Origin of the sequence: Pseudomonas sp. ATCC 43928, from assembly GCF_005938665.2 — a bacterium.
GTDB lineage: Bacteria > Pseudomonadota > Gammaproteobacteria > Pseudomonadales > Pseudomonadaceae > Aquipseudomonas.
In genome coordinates this window covers 5,685,001-5,700,721 of record NZ_CP041753.1, presented here as the reverse complement: position 1 = coordinate 5,700,721, position 15,721 = coordinate 5,685,001, and the positions used below count along the sequence as shown (strand labels likewise).

At 58.6% G+C, this 15,721-nt stretch carries 16 protein-coding genes (1 of these 16 cut by a window edge); 12 read left to right on the top strand and 4 right to left on the bottom strand.

Going from position 1 to position 15,721, the window contains the following annotated elements; genetic code table 11:
* Nucleotides 1-246: 246 nt before the first annotated feature.
* The 3 genes from FFH90_RS26210 to FFH90_RS26200 are packed head-to-tail and all read left to right on the top strand — an operon-like array spanning nt 247 to nt 2,876.
* The gene (locus FFH90_RS26210; RefSeq protein WP_168206207.1) at nt 247-1,230 is read left to right on the top strand and encodes an iron ABC transporter permease; all 984 of its coding nucleotides are present in this window, start codon (nt 247-249) and stop codon (nt 1,228-1,230) included.
* Nucleotides 1,230-1,997, top strand: coding sequence for a heme ABC transporter ATP-binding protein (locus FFH90_RS26205; RefSeq protein WP_018930209.1), 768 nt, complete (start codon nt 1,230-1,232; stop codon nt 1,995-1,997). The genes FFH90_RS26210 and FFH90_RS26205 overlap by 1 nt, the downstream gene beginning before the upstream one ends.
* 12 nt (nt 1,998-2,009) lie before the next feature.
* Nucleotides 2,010-2,876 (top strand): ChaN family lipoprotein, encoded by an 867-nt coding sequence (locus FFH90_RS26200; RefSeq protein ID WP_138866312.1) that lies wholly within the window; start codon nt 2,010-2,012, stop codon nt 2,874-2,876.
* A gap of 268 nt (nt 2,877-3,144) precedes the next feature.
* Here FFH90_RS26200 and FFH90_RS26195 read toward each other — a convergent pair whose 3' ends face one another.
* The 3 genes from FFH90_RS26195 to FFH90_RS26185 form a co-directional block, all read right to left on the bottom strand.
* Nucleotides 3,145-3,417 carry a TfoX/Sxy family protein gene (locus FFH90_RS26195; protein WP_009050884.1) on the bottom strand — a complete coding sequence of 91 codons (273 nt, stop codon included), beginning with the start codon at nt 3,415-3,417 and terminating at the stop codon, nt 3,145-3,147.
* Between the two features lie 241 nt (nt 3,418-3,658).
* The gene (locus tag FFH90_RS26190; protein ID WP_018930211.1) at nt 3,659-4,003 is read right to left on the bottom strand and encodes a pentapeptide repeat-containing protein; all 345 of its coding nucleotides are present in this window, start codon (nt 4,001-4,003) and stop codon (nt 3,659-3,661) included.
* Between the two features lie 91 nt (nt 4,004-4,094).
* Nucleotides 4,095-5,651, bottom strand: a complete 1,557-nt coding sequence (locus tag FFH90_RS26185; protein ID WP_111454259.1) for a bifunctional aminoglycoside phosphotransferase/ATP-binding protein — start codon at nt 5,649-5,651, stop codon at nt 4,095-4,097.
* A gap of 119 nt (nt 5,652-5,770) precedes the next feature.
* Here FFH90_RS26185 and mrcB point away from each other — a divergent pair, with 119 nt between their 5' ends.
* From mrcB to FFH90_RS26170, 3 genes are read left to right on the top strand one after another with little or no spacing between them, the layout of a single operon-like run.
* Nucleotides 5,771-8,089 carry a penicillin-binding protein 1B gene (mrcB, locus tag FFH90_RS26180; protein WP_064620347.1) on the top strand — a complete coding sequence of 773 codons (2,319 nt, stop codon included), beginning with the start codon at nt 5,771-5,773 and terminating at the stop codon, nt 8,087-8,089.
* Nucleotides 8,090-8,105: 16 nt separating this feature from the next.
* Entirely contained in the window at nt 8,106-8,840 is a 735-nt protein-coding gene (locus tag FFH90_RS26175; RefSeq protein ID WP_018930214.1) for a tetratricopeptide repeat protein, read from the top strand.
* Complete coding sequence (locus FFH90_RS26170; protein WP_018930215.1) at nt 8,840-9,175, top strand: YqcC family protein; 336 nt, start codon at nt 8,840-8,842, stop codon at nt 9,173-9,175. The genes FFH90_RS26175 and FFH90_RS26170 overlap by 1 nt, the downstream gene beginning before the upstream one ends.
* An 18-nt stretch (nt 9,176-9,193) precedes the next feature.
* On the opposite strand, the gene FFH90_RS26165 is transcribed toward FFH90_RS26170, so the two are convergent.
* On the bottom strand, nt 9,194-9,616 hold the full coding sequence (locus FFH90_RS26165; RefSeq protein WP_064620345.1) for a DUF4124 domain-containing protein: 423 nt from the start codon (nt 9,614-9,616) through the stop codon (nt 9,194-9,196).
* A 399-nt stretch (nt 9,617-10,015) separates the two neighbouring features.
* Here FFH90_RS26165 and FFH90_RS26160 point away from each other — a divergent pair, with 399 nt between their 5' ends.
* From FFH90_RS26160 to msrQ, 6 genes are all read left to right on the top strand, one after another.
* Nucleotides 10,016-11,740 (top strand): acetolactate synthase 3 large subunit, encoded by a 1,725-nt coding sequence (locus tag FFH90_RS26160; protein WP_026286735.1) that lies wholly within the window; start codon nt 10,016-10,018, stop codon nt 11,738-11,740.
* Between the two features lie 2 nt (nt 11,741-11,742).
* Complete coding sequence (gene ilvN, locus FFH90_RS26155) at nt 11,743-12,234, top strand: acetolactate synthase small subunit (RefSeq protein ID WP_003205610.1); 492 nt, start codon at nt 11,743-11,745, stop codon at nt 12,232-12,234.
* A 46-nt stretch (nt 12,235-12,280) separates the two neighbouring features.
* Entirely contained in the window at nt 12,281-13,297 is a 1,017-nt protein-coding gene (gene ilvC / locus FFH90_RS26150; protein WP_003228216.1) for a ketol-acid reductoisomerase, read from the top strand.
* A gap of 145 nt (nt 13,298-13,442) precedes the next feature.
* A complete protein-coding gene (pssA, locus tag FFH90_RS26145; protein ID WP_008006914.1) occupies nt 13,443-14,300 on the top strand; it encodes a CDP-diacylglycerol--serine O-phosphatidyltransferase in 858 nt (285 codons plus the stop codon).
* A 63-nt stretch (nt 14,301-14,363) separates the two neighbouring features.
* A complete protein-coding gene (msrP, locus tag FFH90_RS26140; protein WP_138866311.1) occupies nt 14,364-15,377 on the top strand; it encodes a protein-methionine-sulfoxide reductase catalytic subunit MsrP in 1,014 nt (337 codons plus the stop codon).
* Nucleotides 15,377-15,721: the 5' portion of a protein-methionine-sulfoxide reductase heme-binding subunit MsrQ gene (msrQ, locus tag FFH90_RS26135; protein ID WP_111454261.1), read on the top strand. Its footprint extends 276 nt past the window's final position; the window shows 345 of its 621 coding nt (coding positions 1-345); its start codon is at nt 15,377-15,379; the stop codon falls past the right edge of the window. The genes msrP and msrQ overlap by 1 nt, the downstream gene beginning before the upstream one ends.

The following is a 15,721-nucleotide window of genomic DNA, read 5'->3' as shown; positions in this document are numbered from 1 at the left end:
CTATCCTCAAGTCCTGTGGCTCGTGACCTGGTACGTCCGAGCTTGACGTTCAAATGCAAGCAATTATCAAATGACGGCTCGCCCGCAGGGCGATTACCGGATGCCGAGAATACTTGGCCTGTCATGACTATGCCCGGGAAACCTTTGAAGGAGGCTGTTTATGCACCTGTTCGATCCCGGTACGACTGGCCAATGACCCTTCTGATTAAACCTCGTGCGTTGTTCATTGGCTTAAGCCTGTTGTGTTTGCTGGCGATCTGGCTGTCGCTGGCGTTGGGGCCGGTGAGTTTGCCGTTGTTCGACACCTTGCGCGCGGCGCTGCGCTTGGTCGGCCTGCCGATTGCCGCCGACGGGTTGGAGCAGGCCGAACTGATCCTCGGGCAAATCCGCCTGCCGCGAACCTTGCTCGGTTTGGCGGTGGGCGGGGTTCTGGCGCTGTCTGGTGTGGCAATGCAGGGGTTGTTTCGCAATCCTCTGGCCGATCCGGGCCTGATAGGGGTGTCGAGCGGCGCGGCATTGGGCGCGGCTATCGCGATTGTCGGCGGCTCGGTATTCGGTGGACTGCCTGAATCCATCGGGCCATATCTGTTGTCGGTGTGCGCGTTTCTCGGCGGGTTGGGGGTGACGGCGCTGGTCTATCGACTGGGGCGACGCAATGGCCAGACCAACGTCGCGACCATGCTGCTGGCCGGTATTGCATTGACTGCCCTGGCTGGTTCGGCGGTCGGGCTCTTCACTTATCTGGCGGATGACGCGACCCTGCGCACCCTGACGTTCTGGAACCTGGGCAGCCTTAACGGCGCCAGTTATGCGCGACTCTGGCCGTTATTGCTGGTGAGTACCGGTGTGGCACTGTGGTTGCCGCGTCGGGCCAAGGCCTTGAACGCATTATTGCTGGGGGAGTCGGAGGCCGGCCACCTGGGTATCGACGTCGAAGGACTCAAGCGCGAATTGGTGTTCTGCACGGCGTTGGGTGTCGGCGCGGCAGTAGCTGCGGCGGGGATGATCGGGTTTGTCGGCCTGGTGGTGCCGCATCTGGTGCGACTGCTGGTCGGCCCCGATCATCGGGTGCTGTTGCCGGCGTCGGTGTTGGCGGGGGCCAGTCTCCTGTTGTTTGCTGATCTGGTGGCGCGGCTGGCGCTGGCGCCGGCTGAGTTGCCGATCGGGATTGTCACGGCCCTCATCGGCGCGCCGTTCTTTCTGTATTTATTGCTCAGAGGGCGTGCCTGATGTTGCGAGCGCAGAACCTGCAAATCCGCCGCGGTCGAAAAGTTGTCCTGACGGACATCACCCTCGAGCTTAAACCGGGCGAAGTGCTCGGCGTGTTGGGGCCTAATGGCGCCGGCAAAAGCACGTTGCTCGGCGCCCTGTGCGGAGAGTTGCCGGCGGACCATGGCAGCGTCTGGCTCGATGAGCGTGAGTTGAGTCATTGGAACGGAGCGCAGCGAGCCCGGCGTTTGGCAGTATTGCCGCAAGTGTCGACCCTGGACTTTGCCTTTCGCGTCGAAGAAGTGGTCGGCATGGGCCGTCTGCCTTATCAAAGCGGTCGGGTCCGGGATGAGGAGATTGTCGCCGCCGCGTTGCAGGCGGCCGATGCGGGGCACTTGAGTGGTCGCAGTTACCTGGCGTTGTCCGGTGGCGAACGTCAGCGGGTGCATTTGGCGCGGGTGTTGGCGCAGCTTTGGCCGGGCGAGGCGGGGCAGACGTTGTTGCTCGATGAGCCGACGTCGATGCTCGACCCGCTGCATCAGCACACTACTCTGCAAGCGGTGCGTGAATTCGCCGATCGCGGTGCGGCGGTGCTGGTGATCCTGCATGATTTGAATCTGGCGGCGCGTTATTGTGATCGCCTGTTACTGCTTGAAGGTGGGTGTCCTGTGATGCTGGACACGCCGGAACAGGTATTGCGCCCGGAACCGCTCAAGGCAGTGTTCGGGCTGGAAGTATTGGTGCAACCGCACCCGGAGCGTGGGCATCCGCTGATCATCGCCCGCTGAGGTGTTTTAGGGATGAAAACACGCGTGATGGTTTTTCTGGCCGCGCTGTTACTGAGTGCTTGCCAGCATGTAGCGGTGCCGCCGGTCAGCGGCGAAATCCGGGATTTGCGCAGCGGTCAGACCCTGACCGCGCAAGAACTGCTTGCACGGTTGGCGGAACCTTCGCGGTTGATCGTCGGCGAGCAGCATGACAATCGTGATCACCATCAACTGCAATTGTGGTTATTGCAGGCACTGGGTGAGCGACGGCCTCAAGGCAGTCTGCTGCTGGAAATGTTGACGCCGGCTCAGCAACAGCGCGTCGATGACGTTCGGCATACCTCACCGCTGCCGACCGATTTGTCCGGGGCATTGGCCTGGCAGCCGGGATGGGACTGGAATCTTTACGGGCCGATCGTTCGTTTTGCCCTGACTCAGCCGTACCCGTTACTGGCGGCCAATCTGGACACGCCTGAAGTCCGTACTGTCTATGCCAAACCGCCAACATTGAGCGGTGCGCGTTCCAACGCTCCGACGGTCAGGAACGAGTTGCTGGCACAGATCAGCGATTCCCACTGCGGCTTGCTGCCTGAATCACAGATGCCCGCGATGCTGGCCGTGCAGCAGCAGCGTGACCGGCGGATAGCCGAGCGATTACGGGCGGCACCGATGCCTTCACTGTTGTTTACCGGCGCGTTACACGCCCGCAAGGATGTCGGGGTGCCGATCCATGTGCTGGACCTGGGGGAGCCCAAGGCACCAACGGTATTGATGCTGGCGGAGCAGGGCGCTGAGGTCACGTCGGCCATGGCCGATTACGTCTGGTATACGCCCACCACGCCGCCGCAGGATTACTGCGCGCAAATGCGCAAGCAGTTCGGCAAGCCGTCAGGCCAATAAGATCACGCGAGTTTTCCACAGGCAAAAAAAGACCCGGCAAGAGCCGGGTCAAATAACCGTGATTAGCCTGATGAGGAGATAATCTGAGAGTCCGAACCAAGGGCTTTTCAGAATATCGACCAGTCTCGCGACCAGTTGTGATAATCATAGCGATTCTCATTATCAAGTCAACCGCTGATTTCTCGTATTCGTGAAACACGTCATTCCTTCGCTGGAAAGCCTCGTAATCATTGGGTTTCAGGCTGTGCGTTCGAGTGAAATTATCCGTTCAATTCTTGTGGCGAGACGAAATAGCATCCAGCTGTTTGTTCAAGGCTTCCTTGCGCTCGGCGGGAATGTCGTTCCAGTGGACATCCATCAACGCGCCTTCAATCGCATACAACAACACCTTGGACGCCCGAAAACCGCGAGTGCGCACGGCCCGATAAGCGTCCACAGCTCCCAGCCGACGCAAGTCCGAGGCACTGTGGATGCCCACGGCATGCAGCCATTGCGCCGACGTCTTGCCAAGATTCTTCAGGTGTTGCAGTTCATCATTCATCAAGCCTCCTTGCGACAGCCGAATGGTGCGTGGGCGAGCCTCTCAGCAGTGTAGCCATCAGTAGGAAAAGCGTGATTGTTTGGTCGGTTTCGACGCAAAAGCTTCTAAGAGGAAAACTCAAGAAGCGGCGTGAAAAGGCGGAGCATGTAGTCCGAGGGCGTGTGGGAAATTGAGTTTTCGAGCAAAAAAAGTACAACGTCCAGCGCAAGGCGGGGGCGCTGGACTGGGTGAGACGTCGCTTTTAGCGGGTGCGATAACGCAGGCGTGTACCGAAATTCATCGACATCAGGATCTCATCGGCACTCAGCTCCGGCGGGAAGTAGGCGCCGGAGATCTGCGCGTGGGCCAGGCTCGCGCCTTCTAGGGATGAGTTGCGAAAGTCGACGCCGCGCAAGTCGGCAGAGCGAAAGTAGGCATCGGTGAAGTCGATGCCGTCGGCGTTCAGTTCACGCAGATCGAGCCCGCGGAAGTCACCACCAACCATGTCGATAGGTCCATCTTTCGGGCGTTCATTGTTGAAGCTTGTGATGTCGTCTTTGTGCAGCAAGGCATAAAGCGGGGTGTCGAGAAGTTTTGGCTGGCTCATGTCACATCACCTGATGGTTTTATGACGCCAGTATAGTGCCACTATTTGGCAGCCGTGAAGCCGGTGAGGGCTTCACGGTTGAAATAGTTTCTTACAGACCAGGCAGGCGCTGGCGAATCTGCGCAACGACCGTATCGAGGGTGCCACTTTCATTGGTCTGGACGCGCTTGCTGCAGAGGATTTCTGCTGGCGTCAGTGCCTCGCGGCTGGCTTGCTGGGCGGCGATAACAGCCAGGTTGGCGTCGGACGGATCGTTGTTGTCCGCCTGGCGTTGCTTCAACCAGCTCTCGATCACCGCTTGTGGAGCGTCGCAATCGAGGATCAGGAACGGCGCGCCGGTGGCCTCGGCGATTTTTGCCGCGCTGTCGCGTTGGTCGCGCTTGAGATAAGTGGCATCGATCACCACCGGGAAGCCGGCACGCAGAATTACATTGGCAACCTCATGCAGGCGGGCATAGGTGGCGACGCTGGCGTCGGCGCTATAGATGCCGGCCTGCGGGTCGTTCGGTACGGTCTGTTCGCCGAACATGCGCTTGCGCTCGACATCCGAACGCAGGCGAATGGCACCCAATGCTTCCACCAGACGCATGGCCACATGGCTTTTGCCGACGGCGGAAACACCGTGGGTGATCGCCAGGAAACGCGAAGGAATGGTGCTGTAGCTTTCCGCCAGGTTGGCGTAGTTGCGGTACTGACGCAGAGTGGTAGCGCGCTGCACCGGGTCGGCCTCGGCCGGCATGCTGAACAGGCTGACCTTGGCGCGAACCAGGGCGCGGTAGGCTTTATAGAAGTTCAGCAGCTCAAGACCCTGGTAGTCGCCGGTCAGTTCCAGGTATTGGCTGATGAAACGGCGCGCCAGGCTCTTCAGGCCGCGGTCTTCCAGGTCCATTGCCAGGAAGCCGGTGTCGGCGTAAACGTCGGTGAAGCGGAACGGTTCGTTGAACTCGATGCAGTCGAAGATCACCACTTTGCCGTCGATCACGGTAGCGTTGCCCAGGTGAATGTCACCATGGCATTCACGAATGAAGCCGTCGGCCTTGCGCTGGGCGAACAGTGGCTTGAGGCGCTCGAAGCTGCTTTCGGCCCAGGCTTGCAGTGCCTCGAGTTGCAACAGATCGGCCTTGTCGCTGAGGAACGGAAGGATCTGTTCGAAGTTCTGCCGTACCGGCGCCATGACGCTGTCCGGCGTGCCGGCTTCGTGTTCGGCAGGCACTTTCGGCGCACTGAGGTGGAATTGAGCGATCTGCGCGGCCATCGCGTCGATGTGCGCGGTGGTCAATTCGCCGTTGGCTTGCAGGGTGCTGAGCAGTTGGCTTTGTGGGAACTGACGCATTTTCAGGGCGTAATCGACAACCGGACCATCGCCGCCCAATTGTGGCGCCTCGGCGCTGCCGGTGATCGGTAGCACTTCAAGATACAAGTCATGGGTCAGGCGCTGGTTCAGGCGCAGCTCTTCGCCGCAGAAATGCTTGCGAGCTTCGAGACTGGTGAAATCGAGGAAGCCGAAATTCACCGGCTTCTTCACTTTATAAGCATAGGGACCGGTGAGTATCACCCAGGAAATATGGGTCTCGATGACCTGGAACCCTTCTACGGGATGCGGGTAGAGGGCCGGGTTTTGCAGGGCAGCGATCAGGGACTGGCTCACAGGTGATCCTTCAGAGTCTGGGGGGAAATTCAAGGCCGTCATTATGGCTGCAAGTCCGTCCGACGCAAACCTCAGAGGGCTCCTGTTGAGTATGAATAAAGTGCGTATAATCCGCCGCCATGACTCGATCTCGATCCCCCCGCACCCCTAAAAAACCACCTTCCAAGGGCATGCGCCCCTGGCTGGGCTGGGCCCTTAAACTCAGCCTGGTCGGCCTTGTGGTGCTCGCCGGGTTCGCGGTTTACCTCGACGCCGTGGTTCAGGAGAAGTTTTCCGGCAAGCGCTGGACCATCCCGGCCAAGGTGTACGCGCGCCCGCTCGAGCTGTTCGTCGGACAAAAGCTCAGCAAGGACGACTTCCTCACCGAACTCGATGCCTTGGGCTACCGACGCGAAGCGGTCAGCAACGGCCCCGGCGCGGCAGCGGTCAATGGCAATACCGTCGACTTGAATACCCGAGGCTTCCAGTTCTATGAAGGCATGGAGCAGGCGCAGCCCGTGCGCGTGCGGTTCTCCGGCGATTACGTGGCCGAGCTCTCGGCGACCAACGGTTCGAAGCTTTCCGTGGTGCGACTGGAGCCGCTGCTGATCGGCGGGATTTACCCGAAAAACCTTGAAGACCGCATCCTGATCAAGATCGATCAGGTTCCGCCGTATCTGCTCGAAACCCTGGTTGCTGTAGAAGACCGGGATTTCTACAGCCACTGGGGCGTGTCGCCGAAGTCGATTGCCCGAGCTATCTATGTCAACACCTCGGGCGGCAAGATGACCCAGGGCGGTAGTACGCTGACGCAACAGTTGGTCAAGAACTTCTACCTCACCAGTGAACGCAGCCTGACCCGTAAGCTCACCGAAGCCATGATGGCGATGTTGCTTGAGCTGCATTACGACAAGAGCGAAATTCTTGAGGCTTACCTCAATGAAGTATTCGTCGGCCAGGATGGTCAGCGCGCGGTGCACGGCTTCGGCCTGGCCAGCCAGTTTTTCTTCGGGCAGCCATTGTCCGAGCTGAAACTGCATCAAGTCGCTTTGTTGGTGGGCATGGTCAAGGGGCCGTCCTATTACAACCCGCGCCGCAACCCTGAGCGGGCTCTGGAGCGGCGCAATCTGGTGCTCGATGTTCTGAAGGAGCAAGGCGTTGCCAGCGCCGAACAGGTTGAGGCGGCGAAGAAAATGCCACTGGGTGTGACCACTCGCGGCAAGTTGGCCGACAGCTCGTTCCCGGGCTTCCTTGATCTGGTTAAACGTCAGTTGCGCGAAGACTACCGCGACGAAGACTTGACCGAAGAAGGGCTGCGAATCTTCACCAGTTTCGACCCGATCCTGCAGATGAAAGCCGAAGCCTCGGTCAACGACACGTTCAAGCGCCTGGCCGGGCGCAAGGGTTCCGATGACGTGGAAGCGGCGATGGTCGTGACCAACCCGGAAACCGGTGAGGTCCAGGCCATGATCGGCAGCCGTCAGGCGAGTTTTGCCGGTTTTAACCGTGCGTTGGACGCGGTGCGACCGATCGGCTCTTTGATCAAGCCGGCGGTTTATCTGACCGCTCTTGAAAAGCCGAGCCAGTACACGCTCACCAGTTGGCTATCGGACGACTACTTCTCGGTCAAAGGCGCGGACGGTCAGATCTGGAAACCACAGAACTATGATCGCCGTTCCCACGGCACGGTGTTCCTGTACCAAGGGTTGGCGCATTCCTACAACCTGTCGACCGCGCGTCTCGGGTTGGCGGTGGGCGTGCCGAATGTCTTGAAGACCCTGGCACGCCTGGGCGTAAGCCGCGAATTCCCGGCGTTCCCGTCGATGTTGCTCGGTGCCGGCGGTATGACCCCGATCGAAGTGGCGACCATGTACCAGACGCTGGCCAACGGCGGGTTCAATACGCCGATGCGCGGGATTCGCAGCGTACTGACTGCCGAGGGCGAGCCGCTCAAGCGTTATCCGTTCCAGATTCAGCAGCAATTTGATCCGGCGTCCATTTACCTGATCCAGAACGCCATGCAGCGCGTCATGCGCGAAGGTACCGGTAGTTCGGTTTATAACGTGTTGCCGAAAACCCTGACCCTGGCCGGTAAGACCGGTACCAGTAACGATTCGCGGGACAGCTGGTTCGCCGGTTTCAGTCAGGATCTGCTGGCCGTTGTCTGGCTGGGGCGCGATGATAATGGCAAGACACCGTTCACCGGTGCCACCGGCGCGTTGCAGGTCTGGACCAGTTTCATGCGCAAGGCCGATCCGCTGCCGCTGGATATGCCGCAACCGGACAACATTGTTCAGGCCTGGGTCGATTCGCGCACCGGTCAAGGTTCCGAAGCCAACTGCCCAGGTGCGGTGCAGATGCCGTATATTCGCGGCAGTGAACCGCCTCCCGGTGCTGCTTGCGGTGGTGAAAGCCCTGCAGAATCGGTGATGGATTGGGTCAAGGGCTGGATGAATTAAGCAAAGAGGATTTGAAGTGAACAAGTGGTTGATTCCAGCGGTGACTGCCGTGGCTTTGCTCAGCGGCTGCTCCACTGTGCAGCGTGGTTCGATCCCGGTTGAGGATGCCGGCACTGCCGTCTCCAACAGTGAGCGGATTTCGGCGAATGGCGGTTTCCGTCAATCGACGGTGAAACGTCCTGTACAAGCTCAGACTCAGGCGATCCCGCAAGGTGACACCGGGGTCGTGGTGATGGTCCCGGGTGGTGGCGCCGTCTCCTCGGCACCGATCAGCACTTCGCCAATTACCCCAGGCCCGATTACTCCGGGGCCGATTGATACCTCGCCGGTTCAGTCGGCACCGATCAATCAGGGCAGTTACAGCATGCCGTCGACGCCCAGCGGGATTCCTTCGGCGAACTCCGGCGGTCTGTCTGCCGATGAGCAACTGGACGGTCCGGTCCTGGCATTGTTGACCACCGCCCAGCAGCAACAGGCCAGTGGCGACCTTAATGGTGCATCTTCCAGCCTCGAACGTGCCCAGCGCGTTGCACCGCGCGAGCCGCAAGTACTTTATCGCCTGGCCCAGGTGCGTATGGCTCAAGGTGATGCGGCTCAGGCCGAGCAGTTTGCCCGCCGTGGCCTGACGTTCGCCAATGGGCGTCCGGATCTTCAGGCCAGCCTGTGGGAATTGATCGCCCAGGCCCGAGAGAAGCAGGGTGACCCGGCCGGTGCTGCGTTGGCTCGTCAGAAGGCCAAGGTTTCGCTGTGATGGATATGCGCTTTCCGAAGATTGCCGAACAGTTGCTGTTGATCGAGCGCGAGCTGCGCGTTCAGGGCTGGTGGGATGAAGTACCGCCGTCTGCTGAGGCGCTCTCCAGCGTTGAACCGTTTTCGGTGGATACGCTGGATTTCGAGCAATGGCTGCAATGGGTCTTCTTGCCAAGGATGAAGTCGATCCTGGAGCAGGATCTGCCATTGCCCAATGCATCAGGGATTCAGGAGATGGCCGAAATGGTCTTCGCCTCCCGCAATGTCCAGGGCAAGGATCGGCAGCTTCAGGTCTTGCTCAAAGAGTTCGACGCGTTGATCACCGTCTCCCGCTGAATCGGAAACTGCCAGTGCTTACTGGCAGTTTTTCGCAATCTGTTTCTGTGCTTCGGTGAGGCGCTCCTGACGTTGTTGGTCGGTCAGGCGGCGCGTCTCGCCGTCGACTTCCTCCCGCAATCGCGGATTGTTCTGCAGTTGAGCCAGGTTCGTCCGAGCTTGTTCACAGAACACTCTTAGCTGGGCCTGCTGCTCGGCGACCTGCTTTTTCACTTTATGATCGATGGCCTTTTGATCGCCGATGACGTTGCCGCGCGGTAGCGCGCCCGGCTTGCCGACGGGCGGGGAGGGCGTGACCATGACGGTGGCCTCCCGGCCTTGGGGCGGCTGTGCATCGAAATGGGTGACGCCCTGGGCATCGACCCATTTATAGATCTGACCCGCCATGCACAAAGGGCTCAGGCTGATCAGCAAGCTGGCGGTGAAGATGAGCGTTCGCATGCCATTTCCTTATCGGGGGTGCGCAATTGAAGCTAACACAGTTGCGGTTTAAAGGTTTTTTCTTGCGTTCTCATGCGCTTAGTTCAATAAAGCACATTGACGGCTTGACTTGCGATGGGCGAAACAGAAGAATCCAAAGTCCGCTGTAGAGGGACTGCCAGAAGCAGACCCACTCGGCAGATCATGAGGCGCACATCCGCGCCGACCTGTTACACCCGCAACGCGTTACCTCGCGCTGGGTGGGAAAGGCCCGCAACACTTGGGACGATCCCAATACTTGCTCAGTCAGTGCTGACGTAGTCGGCGACCACCGTCGCTCATGCTCTGCCGAGAAGTAAACCTATTAAGACCCGTCCTCTTGTATGTGGGCGGTATTCTGGCGTTTTAGAGGTGAACAACGTGGAGCTTTTATCTGGCGGTGAGATGCTCGTCCGCTTTTTGCGTGACGAAGGCGTCAAATATATCTACGGGTACCCGGGTGGTGCTCTTCTTCATGTCTATGATGCCCTGTTCAAAGAACCGGAAGTGACCCACATCCTGGTTCGTCACGAGCAGGCTGCGACCCATATGGCTGACGGCTATGCCCGTGCCACCGGTAAAGCCGGCGTGGTACTGGTGACGTCCGGCCCGGGCGCAACCAACGCCATCACCGGTATTGCCACGGCCTACATGGACTCCATTCCGATGGTGGTCATTTCCGGCCAGGTGCCTAGCACCATGGTAGGCACCGATGCGTTCCAGGAAACCGACATGATCGGTATCTCCCGGCCGATCGTGAAGCACAGCTTCATGATCAAGCACGCCTCGGAAATCCCGGAAGTCATGAAGAAGGCGTTCTACCTGGCGCAATCCGGTCGTCCTGGTCCGGTCGTTGTCGATATCCCGAAAGACATGACCAACCCGGCCGAAAAGTTCGAATACATCTTCCCGAAAAAAGCCAAACTGCGTTCCTACAGCCCGGCCGTTCGCGGTCACTCCGGGCAAATCCGCAAGGCAGCCGAAATGCTTCTGGCGGCCAAGCGCCCTGTGTTGTATTCGGGCGGCGGCGTGATCCTCGGTGGTGGCTCTGCGCCGCTGACCGAGCTGGCGAAGATGCTCAACCTGCCAGTGACCAATACCCTGATGGGCCTGGGTGCCTACCCTGGCACCGACCGTCAGTTCATCGGCATGCTCGGCATGCACGGCAGCTACACCGCCAACCTGGCGATGCACCATGCCGATGTGATCCTTGCAGTCGGCGCGCGTTTCGATGACCGCGTGATCAACGGCCCGGCCAAGTTCTGCCCGAATGCCAAGATCATTCACATCGACATCGACCCGGCTTCGATTTCCAAGACCATCAAGGCAGACGTGCCTATCGTTGGCCCGGTCGAGAGCGTCCTGACCGAAATGGTCGCGATCCTCAAGGAAATCGGCGAGACCCCGAACAAGGAGTCCGTTGCCAGCTGGTGGAAGCAAGTTGATGAGTGGCGCGGTGACCGCGGTCTGTTCCCTTACGACAAGGGCGACGGCAGCGTGATCAAGCCGCAGACCGTGATCGAAACCCTGTGCGAAGTGACCAAGGGCGACGCCTTTGTGACCTCCGACGTGGGTCAGCATCAGATGTTCGCGGCGCAGTACTACAAGTTCAACAAGCCGAACCGTTGGATCAACTCCGGTGGCCTGGGCACCATGGGCTTCGGTTTTCCGGCGGCCATGGGCATCAAGCTGAGCTTCCCGGATGACGATGTCGCCTGCGTAACAGGCGAGGGCAGCATCCAGATGAACATTCAGGAACTGTCGACCTGCCTGCAATACGGTTTGCCGGTAAAAATCGTCATCCTGAACAATGGCGTGCTGGGTATGGTTCGCCAGTGGCAGGACATGAGTTATGGCAGCCGTCACTCGCACTCCTACATGGAATCGCTGCCTGACTTCGTCAAACTGGCAGAGGCCTATGGTCACGTTGGCGTGCGCATCACCGACTCGAAAGATTTGAAGTCGAAGATGGAGGAGGCGTTCGCCATGAAAGATCGCCTGGTGGTTATCGATATCTCGGTTGACACCAGCGAGCACGTCTACCCGATGCAGATCAAAGACGGCTCCATGCGTGATATGTGGTTGAGCAAGACGGAGCGTACTTAATCATGCGGCACATTATTTCCCTGCTTCTGGAAAACGAACCGGGCGCTCTGTCTCGTGTAGTCGGCCTGTTTTCGCAGCGCAACTACAACATCGAAAGCCTGACCGTGGCGCCAACCGAAGACCCGACTTTGTCGCGTCTGACGCTAACCACTGTCGGCCATGATGAAATCATCGAGCAGATCACCAAGAACCTGAACAAGCTGATCGAAGTGGTCAAACTGGTCGACTTGTCGGAGAGTGCTCACATTGAGCGCGAACTGATGCTGGTCAAGGTCAAGGCCACCGGCGCCCAGCGCGCCGAGATCAAGCGCACCACCGATATTTATCGTGGGCAGATCGTTGATGTCAGCGCCAGCGTGTATACCGTTCAATTGACCGGTACCAGCGACAAGCTCGACAGCTTCATTCAATCGATCGGCACTGCCTCGATTCTGGAAACCGTACGCAGTGGCGTCACCGGGATTGCCCGCGGCGACAAAGTACTGAGCATCTAAACCAAATTAGCGAATGGCCTGAGGGCCAGATATAAAGGGGAAATTCATGAAAGTTTTCTACGATAAAGACTGCGACCTGTCGATCATCCAGGGCAAGAAAGTTGCCATCATTGGTTACGGCTCCCAAGGCCACGCTCAAGCGTGCAACCTGAAAGACTCCGGCGTTGACGTTACCGTTGGCCTGCGTAAAGGTTCGGCCACCGTTGCCAAAGCTGAAGCCCACGGCCTGAAAGTGACTGACGTTGCTTCCGCCGTAGCAGCTGCCGACCTGGTCATGATCCTGACCCCGGACGAGTTCCAGTCCTCGCTGTACAAGAACGAAATCGAGCCGAACATCAAGAAAGGCGCCACCCTGGCCTTCTCCCACGGTTTCGCGATCCACTACAACCAGGTTGTTCCGCGCGCTGACCTCGACGTGATCATGATCGCGCCGAAAGCTCCGGGCCACACCGTGCGTTCCGAGTTCGTCAAAGGCGGCGGTATCCCTGACCTGATCGCTATCTACCAGGATGCTTCGGGCAACGCCAAAAACGTTGCACTGTCCTACGCTGCCGGCGTTGGTGGCGGTCGTACCGGCATCATCGAAACCACCTTCAAGGACGAGACCGAAACCGACCTGTTCGGCGAACAAGCCGTTCTGTGCGGCGGTACCGTTGAGCTGGTAAAAGCCGGTTTCGAAACCCTGGTTGAAGCTGGCTACGCGCCGGAAATGGCCTACTTCGAATGCCTGCACGAACTGAAGCTGATCGTTGACCTCATGTACGAAGGCGGTATCGCCAACATGAACTACTCGATCTCCAACAACGCTGAGTACGGCGAGTACGTGACAGGTCCGGAAGTAATCAACGCCGAATCCCGTCAGGCCATGCGCAACGCCCTGAAACGTATTCAGGACGGCGAATACGCCAAGATGTTCATCAGCGAAGGCGCCACCGGCTATCCTTCGATGACCGCCAAGCGTCGTAACAACGCCGCTCACGGTATCGAAATCATCGGTGAGCAACTGCGCTCCATGATGCCGTGGATCGGTGCCAACAAGATCGTCGACAAAGCCAAGAACTAAGTCACGAGCTTGTACGGAAAACGCGGCCTAGGCCGCGTTTTTTCGTTTGGATCCGCCGGTTCTGGTATAAAGCTGCATCGTTTGCGGTCGAACCGTCGTCCCAGACACCTGTCGAAACTTTCCACCCCGTTGCAAGGTAATGTCCATGAGCGAACGTCCCGAAGAGCCAAAGCAGGCTTCTGACGCCGAAAGCCTTCTGCCCATCGATGAGCACATCGAAGAAGGGCATGACGCTGAAGGCCGTAAAGTCCGGCATCGTGGTATCTATCTTCTGCCGAATCTGTTCACCACTGCGAACCTGTTCGCAGGGTTCTATTCCATCATCAACTCGATGAGCGCCCAGAGCGCCTTGAGTGCCGGTGATGCAATCGGCGCGAGCAAGTATTTTGCGTTTGCCGCGATCGCGATTTTCGTTGCCATGGTGCTCGACGGCCTCGACGGTCGCGTCGCTCGCATGACCAACACCCAAAGCGCCTTCGGTGCGGAGTACGACTCGCTGTCGGATATGGTTGCCTTTGGCGTCGCGCCGGCTTTGCTGGCATTCGGCTGGGCCTTGGGCGATATGGGCAAAGTCGGCTGGATGGTCGCCTTCATCTATGTGGCGGGTGCGGCGTTGCGCCTGGCACGCTTCAACACGCAGGTCGGCACCGCCGACAAGCGCTACTTCATCGGTCTGGCCAGCCCGGCCGCGGCCGGTGTGGTCGCGGGAATTGTCTGGGCGTTCAGCGATTACGGCATTCAGGGTTCCAAAATGTCGTTCCTGGTTGCACTGATGGTTGCCGCCGCAGGCATGCTGATGGTCAGTAACATCAAGTACAACAGCTTCAAGGAGCTGGACTTGAAGGGGCGCGTTCCCTTTGTCGCGATCCTGGCAGTGGTGCTGGTATTTGCCGTTGTATTCAGTGATCCGCCGCGCATCCTGCTGCTGGTTTTCCTTGCCTATGCGGCTTCCGGGCCGGTGCAGTACCTGCTGCGTCTTCGTCGGCACAAAAAAGCCGAGTGATGTAATTTCCCTCATACTCCGCAGTCTATGGGTGCATCTGTCCTCCAATGCTGCGGAGTTGCCATGCTGATCAAAGTCCCCAAAGCGTCTGACTGTCATGAGTCAGACGTCACGCCTGAATCTCTCTACCTTTCTCGTCGCAATGTATTAGGCGCGGCCGTTGCCGGTTTGGCTGTGAGTACGCTGCCGCGGTGGGCGAGTGCCGACGATGCTGCACGTTATGCCGATGTCGAGCCTGGCAAGGCGCCGTCCTGGTTTGCCGAAAAACTGCCTTCCACTAAATGGGGGGCGGTCAACGTCAAGGATGAAGCAATCACGCCTTTCAAGGATGCGACCCACTACAACAACTTCTATGAGTTCGGTACCGACAAAGGCGATCCTGCGGCCAACGCCGGTGCGCTAAAAACCGAACCGTGGAGCGTGGTGGTAGACGGGGAGGTGGGTAAGCCGGGACGGTATGCGCTGGAAGACTTCATGAAGCCTTATCAGCTGGAAGAGCGTATTTATCGTCTTCGCTGTGTGGAGGCCTGGTCGATGGTCATTCCGTGGATTGGTTTTCCAATTTCGGCTTTGCTGAAGGAAGTAGAACCGACGTCCAAGGCCAAATTCATTCGCTTTGAAACCCTGCAAGATCCCAAGACTATGCCCGGGCAGCGTTCTGGCTTCGCCTTGATCGACTGGCCATATGTAGAAGGGCTGCGTCTGGATGAGGCGATGAATCCGTTGGCGATTCTCGCTGTAGGCATGTATGGACGTGAGTTGCCCAATCAGAACGGTGCGCCGCTACGTCTGGTGGTGCCGTGGAAATACGGCTTCAAGAGCATCAAGTCCATCGTGCGAATCAGCCTGGTCAGTGAGCAGCCGAAAACCACCTGGCAGAGCATTGCCTCGAATGAGTATGGTTTTTATGCGAACGTGAACCCTGCAGTCGACCACCCGCGCTGGACGCAGGCACGGGAAAGACGTTTGCCGAGTGGTCTGTTCAAGCCCAATGTGCGGGACACGCAAATGTTCAACGGCTACTCGGATGAAGTCGCTTCTTTATATGCAGGGCTCGATCTGCGGAAGAATTACTGATGCGATATCTGTTCTGGCGTATTGGTGTCTTTATCGCCGCAGCTATTTGGCCGCTGCTTTGGTTGTATCAAGCCTGGGCGGATGTGCTGGGACCTGATCCAGGAAAGGTGCTGGTTGATCGTCTAGGGTTGGGGACGCTTGTCCTGCTGCTCATTACGTTAAGCATGACGCCATTGCAGAGGCTCACCGGTTGGTCGGGGTGGATAGCTGTCCGACGGCAGTTGGGGTTGTGGTGTTTCGCCTATGTGGTTTTGCATTTGAGCGGCTATACGGCGTTCATCCTCGGCTTTGATTGGTCACAACTGGGTATCGAGTTGCGCAAGCGGCCGTACATTATCGTCGGG